The organism is Amycolatopsis sp. NPDC003731 (assembly GCF_053586895.1).
Genome location: NZ_JBSFNC010000061.1, coordinates 1 through 13,605, shown reverse-complemented (window position 1 = coordinate 13,605; position 13,605 = coordinate 1). Strand labels below are relative to the sequence as shown.

Annotated in this window: 14 protein-coding genes; 6 read left to right on the top strand and 8 right to left on the bottom strand. The window is 72.4% G+C overall.

Going from position 1 to position 13,605, the window contains the following annotated elements:
- Nucleotides 1-146: 146 nt before the first annotated feature.
- Nucleotides 147-686: a PPA1309 family protein gene (locus ACWDN5_RS24630; protein WP_310975785.1), complete on the top strand. Its 540-nt coding sequence runs from the start codon at nucleotides 147-149 to the stop codon at nucleotides 684-686.
- Here ACWDN5_RS24630 and ACWDN5_RS24625 read toward each other — a convergent pair.
- Complete coding sequence (locus ACWDN5_RS24625; RefSeq protein ID WP_396136983.1) at nucleotides 683-1,708, bottom strand: YlbL family protein; 1,026 nt, start codon at nucleotides 1,706-1,708, stop codon at nucleotides 683-685. The two genes, ACWDN5_RS24630 and ACWDN5_RS24625, sit on opposite strands and share 4 nt — an antisense overlap.
- A gap of 170 nt (nucleotides 1,709-1,878) precedes the next feature.
- Here ACWDN5_RS24625 and ACWDN5_RS24620 point away from each other — a divergent pair, with 170 nt between their 5' ends.
- Nucleotides 1,879-3,234, top strand: coding sequence for a zinc-dependent metalloprotease (locus tag ACWDN5_RS24620; RefSeq protein WP_449677912.1), 1,356 nt, complete (start codon nucleotides 1,879-1,881; stop codon nucleotides 3,232-3,234).
- Nucleotides 3,235-3,311: 77 nt separating this feature from the next.
- Here ACWDN5_RS24620 and ACWDN5_RS24615 read toward each other — a convergent pair whose 3' ends face one another.
- The gene (locus ACWDN5_RS24615; RefSeq protein WP_310975782.1) at nucleotides 3,312-3,821 is read right to left on the bottom strand and encodes a M48 metallopeptidase family protein; all 510 of its coding nucleotides are present in this window, start codon (nucleotides 3,819-3,821) and stop codon (nucleotides 3,312-3,314) included.
- Between the two features lie 230 nt (nucleotides 3,822-4,051).
- Here ACWDN5_RS24615 and ACWDN5_RS24610 point away from each other — a divergent pair, with 230 nt between their 5' ends.
- From ACWDN5_RS24610 to ACWDN5_RS24600, 3 genes are all read left to right on the top strand, one after another.
- The gene (locus ACWDN5_RS24610) at nucleotides 4,052-5,098 is read left to right on the top strand and encodes a hypothetical protein (protein WP_449677911.1); all 1,047 of its coding nucleotides are present in this window, start codon (nucleotides 4,052-4,054) and stop codon (nucleotides 5,096-5,098) included.
- Nucleotides 5,099-5,158: 60 nt separating this feature from the next.
- Nucleotides 5,159-6,499 carry an ABC1 kinase family protein gene (locus tag ACWDN5_RS24605; protein ID WP_449677910.1) on the top strand — a complete coding sequence of 447 codons (1,341 nt, stop codon included), beginning with the start codon at nucleotides 5,159-5,161 and terminating at the stop codon, nucleotides 6,497-6,499.
- A 162-nt stretch (nucleotides 6,500-6,661) separates the two neighbouring features.
- The gene (locus tag ACWDN5_RS24600; protein ID WP_449677909.1) at nucleotides 6,662-7,549 is read left to right on the top strand and encodes a hypothetical protein; all 888 of its coding nucleotides are present in this window, start codon (nucleotides 6,662-6,664) and stop codon (nucleotides 7,547-7,549) included.
- 31 nt (nucleotides 7,550-7,580) lie between these two features.
- Here the strand turns inward: ACWDN5_RS24600 and ACWDN5_RS24595 are convergent, their stop codons facing one another.
- From ACWDN5_RS24595 to ACWDN5_RS24570, 6 genes are all read right to left on the bottom strand, one after another.
- Nucleotides 7,581-7,766 carry a hypothetical protein gene (locus ACWDN5_RS24595; RefSeq protein WP_449677908.1) on the bottom strand — a complete coding sequence of 62 codons (186 nt, stop codon included), beginning with the start codon at nucleotides 7,764-7,766 and terminating at the stop codon, nucleotides 7,581-7,583.
- Nucleotides 7,763-8,629 (bottom strand): class I SAM-dependent methyltransferase, encoded by an 867-nt coding sequence (locus tag ACWDN5_RS24590; protein ID WP_449677907.1) that lies wholly within the window; start codon nucleotides 8,627-8,629, stop codon nucleotides 7,763-7,765. The genes ACWDN5_RS24595 and ACWDN5_RS24590 overlap by 4 nt, the downstream gene beginning before the upstream one ends.
- Nucleotides 8,630-9,383: 754 nt before the next feature.
- On the bottom strand, nucleotides 9,384-9,638 hold the full coding sequence (locus tag ACWDN5_RS24585; protein WP_310975776.1) for a hypothetical protein: 255 nt from the start codon (nucleotides 9,636-9,638) through the stop codon (nucleotides 9,384-9,386).
- Nucleotides 9,635-9,988, bottom strand: coding sequence for a WhiB family transcriptional regulator (locus tag ACWDN5_RS24580; RefSeq protein ID WP_310975775.1), 354 nt, complete (start codon nucleotides 9,986-9,988; stop codon nucleotides 9,635-9,637). The genes ACWDN5_RS24585 and ACWDN5_RS24580 overlap by 4 nt, the downstream gene beginning before the upstream one ends.
- Nucleotides 9,989-10,139: 151 nt before the next feature.
- Entirely contained in the window at nucleotides 10,140-10,397 is a 258-nt protein-coding gene (locus tag ACWDN5_RS24575; protein ID WP_310975774.1) for a hypothetical protein, read from the bottom strand.
- A gap of 206 nt (nucleotides 10,398-10,603) precedes the next feature.
- On the bottom strand, nucleotides 10,604-12,700 hold the full coding sequence (locus ACWDN5_RS24570) for an ATP-dependent DNA helicase UvrD2 (RefSeq protein WP_449677906.1): 2,097 nt from the start codon (nucleotides 12,698-12,700) through the stop codon (nucleotides 10,604-10,606).
- A 56-nt stretch (nucleotides 12,701-12,756) separates the two neighbouring features.
- On the opposite strand from ACWDN5_RS24570, the gene ACWDN5_RS24565 reads away from it, so the two are divergent.
- Nucleotides 12,757-13,485, top strand: coding sequence for a DUF4191 domain-containing protein (locus tag ACWDN5_RS24565; protein ID WP_310975772.1), 729 nt, complete (start codon nucleotides 12,757-12,759; stop codon nucleotides 13,483-13,485).
- Nucleotides 13,486-13,605 lie beyond the last annotated feature (120 nt).

Here is a 13,605-nt window from a genome sequence, read left to right as displayed (position 1 = left end):
ACACGCTCCTGTCTTCGTCAACACTTGAGCAGGGGCGCGTGCGCCCCCTGATTCCCTAACTCTACGGATGCCCGGTGAAGTTCCCGGGACCCGCCCAAACCGGACTCGCGGCGTCGGCGGCCCGGCCGACCTGACACGATGTGCGCATGGCAGCGAACGAAGCGCGACAGGCCGGCGTGGCCGCGCTCGCCCGTGAAATCGAGGACTTCATGGCCGCGGGCGGCTGGGACCAGCCGCCGCAGCTGTTCGCGCTGGTGCCGACGGCGGCGCTGCTGGACGAGCAGCCGGAGCTGGCCGGGCAGCTCGACCGGGCGAACCCGCTGACGCCGGTCGCCCAGGAGGCGCTGCCCGAGGGCGACCTGGCCGAGGCGCTGGGCCGGATCGCGTGGCCGGATCTGGTCATCGGGTGCGCGCTGGCCCAGGAGATCATCGTGCTGCCGCCGGGCTCGGAGTCGGAGCTGCCGGACGTCGCCGAAGCGGACGCCGAGAGCCTCCGCCGCGCGGCCGCCGACCACCCGCAGCGCACGGAGGCCCGCCTGGTCGCGGCCGTCCTGCGCGACGGGGAGGGCGCCTGCGTGATGCGGCTGCGCGGAGCCGGCACGGACGAGTCGATGGACGAGATCGTGGAAAGCCCCGACCTGGCGCCGAACCTCGTCGAAGCGCTGAAGGCCACGCTGCTGCCCTAGCAGGACGCCGTCGGCCGCCCGGCTTTCAGGTTGGCCAGCTGGGCGAGCGCGTCGTCCAGTGTGGACACCTTGATCAGGTTGAGGCCGGCCGGCGCGGTGGTCTTGGCCTCGGCGCAGTTGTGCTCGGGCACCAGGAAGTCGGTGGCGCCGGCCTCGCGGGCGCCGACGACCTTGAACGAGATTCCCCCGATCGGGCCGACCTCGCCGGTCTCGGTGATCTCGCCGGTGCCGGCGATGTGCCGCCCGCCCGCGATGTCGTCGCCCTTGAGGCGGTCGATGATGGCGAGGGTGAACATCAGCCCGGCGGACGGGCCGCCGACGTCCTGCAGGGAGATGTTGACGGTGAACGGCACGTCGGCGCGGTCGACCGCGGTGAGGCCGATGAAGCCCTCCTTGCGGTCCGGGCGCGCGGCGAGGGTGAGCGGCACGGTCCGCTCGGGCTGGCCGTCGGACTGGAAGGTGATCTGGACGGTCTGGCCGGGCAGGGTGCCGGTCAGCGCGGCCCGGACGTCGGCGGCCTCGACGATCTTCTTGCCGTTGACGGTGATCAGCTTGTCGCCGGGCGAGAGCACGTGGTCGGCCGGGCTGCCGGAGACGATCTGCTTCGCCACCACCTTGATCGGGTTGCCCAGCTCGCGCAGGGCGGCGACCTGGGCGTTGGTCTGCGAGTCCTGCAGCTGCTGGATGTTCTCCTGCTTGACCTGCTCGTTCGTCTCGCCGGGCTTGAAGTACTCCTCGCGCGGGGCCAGCGCGTACCGGCCGCTCGCCCAGAAGCCGAGGCCCTGGAAGAGGGTGACGCCGTCGTGCAGGGAGACGGTCGTCATCCGCAGCTCGCCGGTGGTCGGGTGGGTCTCGTGCCCGGTGACCTGGATGACCGGGTTGCCCGCCGCGTCGCGACCCAGCGTGTCGTAGGTCGGGCCGGGGCTGATGGCCACGAACGGCACGGGCACGACGGAGCCGAGCACCACGAAGATCAGGAACAGCGAGCCGCTGACCACGAGCGTCCAGCCACGGCGGGTCATCCGGCGGGCCTCGCCGGCCGGCTCCGGCGCCGGTTCCGGGGCGCTCTTCGCGGGGGCGGTCTCCTCGGAGGACTTGGTCACGACCGACAGCGTACGGTGACCGCGTTCGCTTCCCGGTGAAGGCCACGGTTGACGCGCTCGGCGGGCCCCGACCCGCGTACGGTGGACACATGAGCAAACCCCCGTTCGGCTTCGGACCTTCCGATCCCGACAAACGAGGTGAGAACGACCCCTCGGAGCCTTCCGGCGCCGAGGCCTTCAACCAGCTCGGGCAGATGCTGAGCCAGCTGGGCCAGATGCTCAGCCAGGCCGGCACCTCCAGCGGGCCGGTGAACTACGACCTCGCCAAGCAGATCGCCCTCCAGACCCTGGGCAGCGCGGGCAACACCGGCGAGAGCAAGCTCGGCTTCCGGGGTGGTGACGACGCGAACGCGGCGGTCCGCGACGCGGCCCACCTGGCCGAGCTCTGGCTCGACGCGGCCACGGTGTACCCGGCCGGCGCGACGTCGACGGTCGCCTGGTCGCCCCGGTCCTGGGTGGAGAAGACGCTCCCGACGTGGCAGCGGCTGTGCGACCCGGTGGCCCGGCAGGTGTCGGGTGCCTGGATGGAGGCGCTGCCGGAGGAGGCCAAGCAGGCCGCGGGCCCGCTGCTCCAGATGATGGGGCAGATGGGCGGCATGGCCTTCGGCTCCCAGCTCGGCAACGCGCTGGCCCAGCTCGCGTCGGAGATGCTGACCTCGACGGAGATCGGCCTCCCCCTGGCCCCGGCCGGCACCTCGGCCCTGCTGCCGGCGAACATCGAGAAGTTCGCCGAGGGCCTGGAGCTGCCGAACAGCGAGATCCTGGTGTTCCTGGCGGCCCGCGAAGCGGCCCACCAGCGCCTGTTCACGCACGTGCCGTGGCTCCGGCAGCGCCTGCTGGCGACGGTCGAGGAGTTCGCCCACGGGATCTCGGTGGACACGTCGGCCCTGGAGTCCCTGGCCGGCCGCATCGACCCGGCGAACCCGGCGAGCATCGAAGAGGCGATGTCCTCGGGCCTGCTGGAGCCCCAGACGACGGAGGAGCAGAAGGCGGCGCTGCGGCGCTTGGAGACGCTGCTCGCGCTGGTCGAAGGCTGGGTCGACGTGGTGGTGGCCGAAGCGGTGGGCGACCGCCTGCCGGGAGCGGACGCCCTGCGCGAGACCCTCCGCCGCCGCCGTGCGACGGGCGGCCCGGCCGAGCAGACGTTCGCCACCCTGGTCGGCCTGGAGCTGCGCCCCCGCCGGATGAGGGACGCCTCCAACCTGTGGAAGCTGGTGGGCGACCGCCACGGCACGGAGAAGCGCGACGGCCTCTGGTCCCACCCGGACCTGATGCCGACGGCCGAGGACCTGGACGAGCCGATCGACTTCGCGGACCGAGTGGGTTCGGCGGGTTCGATCGACGACCTGGACCCGATCGCCGAGCTGGAGCGCACGGAGCAGGCCGAGCGCTCCGAGCGTGAGAAGGACGAGCCCCCGTCGGAAGAGGGCGGCAAGCAGTCCTGAACTGAGCTCCGGAGGGCCGGTGCCCCGCAACAGCGGGACACCGGCCTTCTGCTGTCCGGCCCCAGGCGGTCATCCCGTCAATCCTCCATGGAGATCCCCCACCCGGCCGCGGCCGACAACCCCTCCAGGTACCCGATCGCCCGCTCGGTCTTCGGGTACCGCTGCACCAGCGCCCAGAAGGCCGCATCGTGCCCGGGCTCCCGCAGGTGCGCCAGCTCGTGCACCAGCACGTAGTCCAGCACCCACGGAGGCACCTTCCGCAGCCGTTCGCTGACCCGGATGGTCGCGTCGACCGGCGTGCAGGACGCCCACCGCGTGCGCATCGGCGGCACCCAGCGGACGCTAGCCGGCACCGCGGTGCCGCCCAGGTACTTGCCCGAGAGCAGCGCGCAGCGCGCCAGCAGGGCCTCGTCCGACGTCTTCGGGGACGCCGGCCGACGTGGTTCCGAGCGCTGCAGCTTGCGCTCCATCTCGGCGACCCAGTGTTTCTCCTCCGCCCTGGTCATCCGCGCGGGGATGAGCACGACGAGCGTGTCGTCGTTCCAATACGCGGTGACCGTCCGGTGCCGGCGCTGGCTGCGCCGCACTTCGACCTTGTGTCCGGGTGTGTCCGACGAGGGGTTCGTGTCCCCCCGGCCTCTCAGTGAGGGCATCCGTGCTTCGACCACCCGACAACGGTAAGGCCAGGCACCGACAACTCCGAGCGCCTTGAGGTCACAGACCCGAGTTGTCCACAGCCGGTTCCACTTGTGGACAACTCGGCCGTTCCGGCTTCTGGCGGGGCCTTCCCGTCGCGACCGGGTGCGATCCTGCGGACATGATCCTCGACACCGCGGACATGCCACCGGTCCTCCTGCCCGCCCACCCTGCCCTGCTCCCGGGCCTCACCGTGCTCGAACGCGGCCCCCGCGAGATCCAGATCGGCCTCGATCCGCGCCACGGCGTGATCGTCGAAAACCTCTCCCCGCACCTCCTCGCGAAAGTGCGCGCCCTCGACGGCAGCAAACCCGTCGAGCGGCTTCTGCTCGCGGAGAGCGAACACCGCGAGCAGCTGCACACGCTCCTGCGGCAGCTGACCGCGCTCGGCCTGGTCACCGACGCCGGCCGCCCCGACGGCCCGGGCTTGCGCGGCGAGCCCGGCCTCTGGTCGCTGCGCGCCCGGCACCACCAGGCGGCGATGGCCGAGCGGCGGCGAGCCGCCGCGATCTCCGTGCACGGCGAGGGCCGGGTGGCGGTGGCGGCCGCCGTGCTCCTGGCCAACGCCGGCATCGGGCACGTCGAGCTGCAGGTGCCGGGCACGGTGACCGAGCACGACCTGGGCTCCGGCTTCACCGCCGCGGAACTGGGCCGGTCCCGGCGCCACGCCCTCGCCGACCTGCTCCGCCGGGTCGATCCCGAAGTCCGCGTCACCCGCCTGTACGACCGGCACCCGAACCTCGCCCTGCTCACCGACGCCGTCGTACCGGCGCCCGAGCTCGTCGCCGAGCTGATGGGTGACGGCGTCCCGCACCTGGCGGCGCGCGTCCGCGACGGCACGGCGATCGTCGGGCCGCTGGTCGTGCCGGGCCGCAGCTCCTGCCTGCGCTGCGCCGACCTGCACCGCACGGAGCGTGACCCGTGCTGGCCACGCGTCGCCGGGCAGCTCGCCGGCCGGCACCAGCGGCCCGACCTCGGCGCGGTCCAGTCCTGCGCGTCGCTGGCCGTCGCCCAGGCCATGCGGCTGCTCTCCCCGAGCGCGCCGCCCCCGCCGGCGTGGAACGCGACCCTCGAGATCGACGCCTTCGACGGCCGGATCCGGCACCGGGGCTGGCCGCCGCACCCGCTCTGCCGGTGCGGTGCCCGGGAGGTGATCTCGGAGACGTAGCCCACGAAGACGTCGTGCGCAGGCTGCGCGTGGCCGAGGCCGCAGGGCAGAATCGCGGGTGTGACCGACTTCCGCGACCCAGCCGATCGTGACACCGCGATGCCGCGCAAGGGTGCCGCCCGTACCGCCAAGCTCGCCAGTCTCCCGCTCGGCATCGCCGGCCGGGCGGTCGGCGGCTGGGGCAAGAGGCTCGCGGGCCAGAGCGCGGAACAGGTGAACGCGACGCTGTCGGCGAAAGCCGCCGAGCAGCTGTTCGAGGTGCTCGGCACGCTCAAGGGCGGCGCGATGAAGTTCGGCCAGGCGCTGAGCGTGTTCGAAGCGGCGGTCCCGGACGACATGGCGAAGCCGTACCGCGAGGCGCTGACGAAGCTGCAGGCCGCCGCGCCGCCGATGTCGGTCCGGCAGACCCACCGGGTGCTCGCCGAGCAGCTGGGCCGCACCTGGAGCAGCCGGTTCGCGTCCTTCGACGACGAGCCGGCGGCGGCCGCGAGCATCGGCCAGGTGCACCGCGCGGTCTGGCACGACGGTCGCGCGGTCGCGGTCAAGGTGCAGTACCCGGGCGCCGACGAGGCCCTCCGCAGCGACCTGCGCCAGCTGCAGCGGTTCAGCAGGCTGTTCCAGGCGTTCGTGCCCGGCACCGAGGTCAAGCCGCTGCTGGCCGAGCTCTCGGAGCGGATGAACGAGGAGCTCGACTACCAGGCCGAGGCCCAGCACCAGCGCACCTTCGCGAAGGCGTTCGAGGGCGACCCCGGCATCCTGGTGCCGCGGGTGGTGGCCAGCGCGCCGAAGGTCGTCGTCACGGAGTGGGCGAACGGCACCCCGCTGTCGAAGGTGATCGCGGACGGCGACCGCGAGACCCGGAACCTGGCGGGCCGGCTGCTGGCGGAGTTCCACTACTCGTCGCCCGAGCGCGTCCACCTGCTGCACTCGGACCCGCACCCGGGCAACTTCATGATCACCGAAGACCACAGGCTGTGCGTCATCGACTTCGGTGGGGTGGCCCGGCTGCCCGAAGGCATCCCCCGCCACCTGGGCGAGATGACGCGGCTGGCGCTGGACGGCGAGTCCGCCGAGCTGATGCGCCTGCTGCGGGAGAACCGGTTCATCAGGCCGGACAGCGACCTGACCGCGGAGGAGGTGCTCGCCTACCTCGCGCCGTTCACCGAGCCGTTGGCGGCGCCGACGTTCCACTTCACCCGGCGCTGGATGCAGAAGCAGGCCGGGCGGGTCGGCGACAGCCGCGGCAACGACTTCCGGGTCGGCCGTTCGCTCAACCTGCCGCCCGAGTACCTGATGATCCACCGGGTGACGGCGGGGTCGACGGGGATCCTCTGCCAGCTCGACGCCGAGATCCCGGCCCGCGGCATCGTCGAGCGCTGGCAGCCCGGGTTCGCTGCCTGAGTTGTCCACAGGGTGGGCCTCGAACGGAGGGATCCGGTCGAGTTGTCCACAGGTGGCGGGGAGGGGGTTCCACCCGGTTGGCCGAGCGGTCATGATCTTTGTATGACTGCTACACAGTGCACCGATCCGCTCACCATTCGTAACCCGCGCGGGTGCGAGGTGATGAACCTCGAACAGTTACGCCGGGCCGGGATATCCGACCGAAGAACCCGGCGGCTCTGCGGCCCGGGAGGGCCGTGGCGCCGCCTGCACCCCGGTGTCGTCCTGCTGCGCAACACGGCCCCGACACGGCAGCAGCTGCTGCACGCCGCGGTCGTGCGCTACGGGCCCGGGGTGGTGATCACCGGCGCCGACGCCCTGCAGGCCCACGGCGTGAAGTGCCCGGCGGAAAGCGACATCCACCTGCTGGTGCCCCACCACTGCCGGGTGGTGGCCTGCGAAGGCGTCCGCCTCGCGCGCACGGCCCGGCTACCGGACCCGGTCGAGGTCGACGACCTCCCGTTCGCGCCGCCGGCGAGGGCGACGCTGGACCTGGCCCGCTCGGAATCCGACCCGGCCCGCATCCGGCACCTGCTGACGCTGCCGCTGTATTGGGGCCTCAGCAACCGCCCGGAGCTGCTGGCGGAGCTCGAGGCCGGCCCCCAGCGCGGCACGGCGTTGGTCCGCAGGGTGCTGCGCGAACTCGACGAGGGGCCGATCCAGGCGCACGGCCTGGCCGCCCGCGTCCTGGACCGCGTACCGCTGCCGCCGCCGAGCTGGGACCAGACGATCTGCGACCGCCGCGGCCGCCGCATCGGCGAGGCGGACGCCTGGTGGGACGAACTCGGCCTGGCCTGGCAGTACCGCTGCACCCCGGGCCCCGGAGGCGGCTTCAGCCACCTGGCCCTGGCGGCGACGGGGATCGTCCTGGTCCGCTGCACGGTCCGGCAGTTGCAGAAGGTCCCCCAGGAGGTGGCGCAGGAGCTGGCCAGGGCGTACGGCGAAGCGTCCCGCACACCCCGCCCCAAGGTCCGCGCGGTCCCGCAGACACCGATCGGCGACGCGGCCTGACGCCGCCATCACGCTCAGGAGGTCGAAGTGATCACCAGTACTCGTCCGGCAGCTTGCCTTCGATGTCCCGGACATGCTGCCGGGCGCAGTCCGGGCAGAGCCACCGCAGCGCGCCCCGCTCACGGGTGGACACCCAGGCGAGCGCCGTAGCCGGATCATCATCGTCAGCGCGAGCCCGTCCGCACCGCGTGCACACCACCGGCTCCGGCGCGGTCACCGCAATCGTCCACAGTGGATCGCCTTGGCGCCGAGCAGGTAGAGATCGTCCCGGCGGCCGAGAAAGTCCGGGCTCCGCGGATCGGTGAGCGCGGCAACGGCGGCGAGGTCATCGGCATCGAGCCAGTCCCCGGCCGACTCCGCAAGCCACCCGACGCGCTGAACGACGTACTCACGCAGCAGGTCCGAGCCGGGCATCGGGTGATCGATGAGAGCACCGAAAGATTCGACATCCTCGAGCCCGGCTTCGCGAAGAGCCCGCGGCCAGCCGTAGGGCATGCCGACACTGCCCGGAACCCCGGCCCGCATCCGTTCGAACCAAGTACCCCGGGCAGCAAGCAACCGCTGCTCCAACCCGGGCCGCCCGACCCCCAGCTCCCAAGGAAGGCACCGCATCTCGAGCCCACCCTCCGAGACGGCCAGCACCCCACCGGCCCGCAATAAGCCGGCAAGCGTCCGCAGAGCGGCTTGCTGATCACCGACGTGGTGCACCACCCCGGACGCCCAGACAAGATCGGCAGCGGGAACGGCCAGAGCGGGATCGGTGAGGTCCCCGAGCAGGCTGACAACCTCAACGGAGTCCCCAGCCACCTCGGCAACGGCCCGTTCGGCCTCGACGAGCAGCTTGGGAGTGGCATCGAAGAGCACAACGGTACCGCCCAAGCCGCGGGCGAGCTCGCGCGCGAAAAGCACGCTCATCCCGCCGGCCCCACACCCGACATCGACAACGGTCGGCCGAGCCCCGACGGACCCGACCAGCCGCCGAGCAACGGGCGCAAGCGCCTCGGCATCAAGGGCATCGGCCATGCGCAGCTGAGCCAGGCGGTCCGCCCAGTCGATGTCGCCGTGGGAATGTCCGGACATCACCCCATTCAACACCAGCACCCCGCCCCCGGAGCCCTGCGCGACGAGACCACCCAAAGGAGGCCAAGCCAGACCAGCGCACCCACCCCGCCCCGGCCCACCTACCCCGCCCCACCCGGCACGTCGCACCCGCCCGGGCCCGCCCGGCACGGCGCACCGGCACCCACATCACAGCGACCACGCGCCAGCGCGCCCCGGCCCGGCCCGGCCGGCCACGCTCCCCAGCGCGCCCCAGTCCGGCTCGGCCCGGCCGGCCACGCTCCCCAGCGCGCCCCGGCCCGGCCACGCTCCTCAGCCCGCCCCGGACCGCCGAACGCCCGCGCGCGACCACTCGCTGCCGGCGCGCCTCCGGCCCAGTCGCGCGCCGCCGCGGAACCGCTCCACCTGCCGAACCAAACCGCAGCGCGCCATCCACCCGCCGAACTAAACCGCAGCGCGCCACCTGCCCACCCAAACCGCACCGCGCCATCCACCCGCCGAACCAAACCGCAGCGCGCCATCCACCCGCCGGACCAAACCGCGTAGTCCCGTCCCCGGGGCCCGCAGCGCGATCCGCCCACCGGGCCACGTCGGCCATCCACCCACCGGAGCACACCGCTCCGCGCGACCCGATCACCGAACCCACGCAGCACCATGCCCGGAGCCGCGTCGGCCAGCCACCCACCGGGCCGAACCGTGCGGCCCACCCACCAGGCCGCGTGCCAAAGCGCGAAGGCCCCCACCACCCCCCAACAGGGGTGGCAGGGGCCTGCGCTCAGCTCTGGTCCTGGTACCGCTCAGCCCGACGAGCAGCCCACCGGGCCACTCGCGACCATCGCCGGGCGGCGCGGGCGCTACCTCGGGCCCGCTGGGCGCGGACCCCCTCCTCCAGGTCCCGTATTCGGGCCCGGGACAGTTCTTCGTAAAGCAACATCTCGCTGATCTCCTCGATCTCGGTCTTCGTCAACTGCAGCTGCTCGCTGCGGGGGTGAGCTTCGTAATCCCTCGTGGTGACCGGTTCGACGCTCATGCGGCGGCGCTCCGGTGATCGCCGCCGGCCTTGGCCGCGGCGGGCTCGACAGCGTTCTTGCGCGGGCGGCCGCGGGGCCGCTTGCGCGCGATCACCGCGCCGCGCTCGAAGATCTCGCCGCCCCAGACGCCCCAGGGCTCGCGACGAGCCAGAGCGCCCGCCAGGCAGGCCTCGCGGACCGGGCAGTCCGCGCACTGCGCCTTGGCGCGCTCGAGCTCGGCCGGGGACTCCGCGAACCACAGGTCCGCGTCGCCCGAACGGCAGGGCAGCGCGACGTCGGGGACGTCGATCGGGTCGAGCAGGTCGGCGAATATTGCCTCACCCGAGGTGTAGGCGATGGCCGAAGACATGGGGGTTCCTCCTTGTGTCGTACGGGTTTTCGGTTGAGTGCTGGAGCTGGGCAACGCTGGTTCCTCTTGGGTTGTGCAGCCAAAAACACGAAGGCCGCGGATCCGGGTTCTCCGGTTCCGCGGCCTTCGTGAGCCTCGTGTCCTGACTAGGTCAGGAACTTCGCTCCCGTATCGACAACGGAACACGGAACTGCTTGATGGTCGGCAGATCGGCCTGCGGGTACGCGGCGAGAACGCCCTGCGTCCCGAAGACGACGACACCGGTGGCCCAACGACGCGAGACGCGCCGCATGCCACGGATCTCGTGAGCGCTCGCGAACACACCGGTGCCCGGGCGCTGAGCAGCCGCAACTTCCGCGGCGCAGGACAGACGGGTGCCCGGGTTCGTGAGCGTCATGTTGATGGTCATTTCACCGGCACCTCCTTCTGTACTCTGTACACGCGGCCGCCGAGCGGCGCTGTCCGTAGATCCCCAGTCGAGCCCTTCGGGCTCGGTACTGGCAGGTTATTGCTCTCCACCACACCGGTGCAACTCAATTAACGGGAAAATCCTCGAAGTTACGAAGATCGCCCCTGAGCAGCGGGTTCGCCGCGTCGATCATGGTCCGGACGCGGTCAAGACCCCGTCGGCGCCCGGACGACGCCGAGGATCTCCGCGCCGAAGCGTTCGAGCTTCGTGGCGCCGATGCCGGAGATCGACACCAGCGCCGCCTCGTCGGCCGGGCGCTGTTCGGCGATGGCCATCAGCGTCGCGTCCGTGAAGACGACGAACGCCGGCACCTTGAGCTCGCGCGCCCGGTCCGCGCGCCACGACTTCAGCCGCTCCAGCAGGTCTTCATCCACTGTGGACGGGCAGCGCCCGCAGCGGCCCAGCTTGACCTCGAGGGTCTCGAGCAGCGGCCCGCCGCAGACGCGGCAGCGCGTCTTGACCGGCGTCGACGGCTTCTGCTGCTGGGACCGCGCCACCCTGGCGGCCGGGTGGTCCTCCGGGACCAGGCCGTAGAGGAACCGGCTGCGCCGCCGGTTGCGCCGCGCGCCCGGCGTACGGGCCAGCGCCCAGGACAGCCACAGGTGCTCGCGGGCCCGGGTGACGCCGACGTAGAACAGCCGCCGCTCCTCCTCGATCGCCGCTTCGTCGCCGTCGGCGTGCAGGATCGGCATCGTGCCCTCGGCCAGGCCGACCAGGAACACCGCGTCCCACTCCAGGCCCTTCGCCGCGTGCAGCGACGCCAGCGTCACGCCCTCGACCGTCGGCGGGTGCTGGGCCGCGGCGCGCTGGTCGAGCTCGGCGTTGAACCGGGGCAGGTCGGCGTCCTCGACCGTCGAGGCGAGCTCCTCGGCCAGCTCGACGATCGCCAGGAGCGCGTCCCAGCGTTCCTTCGCCGCGCCACCCGCCGGCGGCGACTCGGTCAGGCCGACCCGCGCGAGCACCGACCGCACCGTCGTGACCAGGTCGGAGCTGACGTCGCCGCTCGCCGCCCGCAGCGCGGACATCGCCTGCCGGACCTCCGTCCGGTTGAAGAACCGCTCGCCGCCGCGGACCAGGTACGGGATGCCGGCGTCGGCCAGCGCCGACTCGTAGGCCTCCGACTGGGCGTTGATCCGATAGAGGACCGCGATCTCGCTCGCCGAGACGCCGCCGTCGAGCAGCTCGCGCACCCGGCGCGCGACGGCGCCCGCCTCGACCGCCTCGTCGTCGAACTCGGCGAAGCGCGGCTCCGGTCCCGGCGGCCGCTGCCCGATCAGCTTCAGCCGCGAGCCCGCCGGCCGTCCGCGCGCCGCGCCGATCACGCGGTTGGCCAGCGCGACGACCTCGGGCGTCGACCGGTAGTCGCGTTCGAGGCGGACGATGGTGGCGTCCGGGTAGCGCCGCGTGAACTCCAGCAGCGGCCGCGGCGACGCGCCGCCGAAGGAGTAGATGGTCTGGTTGGCGTCGCCGACGACGGTCAGGTCGTCGCGGCCGCCGAGCCACGCGTCGAGCAGGCGCTGCTGCAGCGGCGTGACGTCCTGGTACTCGTCGACGACGAAGCAGCGGTAGCGGTCCCGGAACTCCTCGGCGACGGCGCCGTGCTCTTCGAGCACCGCGGTCGTGTGCAGCAGGAGGTCGTCGAAGTCTAGCACCTGCGCGGCGTTCTTCAGCTCCTCGTAGATCCGGTAGACCTCGGCGACCTGCGCCGCCGGTGCCGGGATGTCGCGCTGGGCGCGTGCGGTGACGGCCGGGTAGTCGTCCGGGCTGATCAGCGACGCCTTCGCCCACTCGATCTCGCTCGCCAGGTCGCGCAGGACCTCGACCTCGGTGCCGAGCTTGGCCCGGTTCGCGGCCTGGCCGACGTACCGCAGCTTGTTCTCCAGCAGGTCCCACGGCCGGTCCCCGACCACGCGCGGCCAGAAGTACCGGAGCTGGCGGCGGGCGGCGGCGTGGAACGTCAGCGCCTGCGCCGCGTCGACGCCGAGGCCGCGCAGCCGGGTCCGCATCTCCCCCGCGGCGCGCGTCGTGAAGGTGACGGCGAGGACCTGACCGGCGGAAACGTGCCCGGACCGGACCAAGTGGGCGATCCGGTGGGTGATCGTGCGGGTCTTGCCCGTGCCGGCGCCGGCGAGAACGCAGACCGGCCCCCGTGGGGCACTGGCGGCGGCGCGCTGCTCGGGGTCGAGGCCATCGAGCAGACGGTTCAGGCTCCTGGGTGAAAGTACGCCGGTCACGTCCGGCATCCTCGCAGAGGGGGACGGGGAAACGGGGCAGGGGCACGCGGCCGTATCCTGGTCATATGGCGGGTAAGCAGGACAAGGAAGCGGCCAAGCAGGCCAAGAAGGAGAAGCGCGCGGCGAGCAAGGCACGCCGTGGCCAGCTCTTCGAGGCCTTCAAGATGCAGCGCAAGGAAGACCCCTGGCTCATCCCGTGGATGGTCGGGGCGATCGTCGTCGTCGCCGGCGTGGCGTTCGGCATCGGGTTCTTCTTCGACGCGCAGTGGGTGCTGCTGCCGCTGGGCCTGATCCTCGGCGCCCTGCTCGCCATGATCATCTTCGGCCGGCGCGTCCAGAAGACGGTCTACTCGAAGGCCGACGGCCAGCCCGGCGCCGCGGCGTGGGCGCTGGAGAACCTGCGCGGCCGCTGGAAGGTGACGCCGACCGTGGCGGCGACCACGCAGCTCGACGCGGTGCACCGGGTCCTCGGCGGCCCCGGCGTCGTGCTGGTCGCCGAAGGTGCGCCGCACCGCGTGAAGACCCTGCTCGCCCAGGAGAAGAAGCGCGTCTCCCGCCTGATCGGCGACACGCCGATCTACGACGTGACGATCGGCCACGACGACGGCCAGCTCCCGCTGAAGAAGCTCCAGGGCTACCTGATGAAGCTGCCTCGCAACCTCAAGCCGGCCCAGGTCGACGCGCTCGAGGCGAAGCTGGCCGCCCTCGGCAACCGCGGCGCGGCCCTGCCGAAGGGCCCGATGCCGGCCGGCGCGAAGATGCGCAACGTCCAGCGGACGATCCGCCGCCGCTGACCCTCTTGCAGAGAAGGCCCCCGCCCGAATCCCGGGTGGGGGCCTTTTCACGCTCGCCCGGCCCCTCGGCCGCCGGTGCCGCGAATGACTCATTCGGGACCTCCCACGTCCCGAATGAGT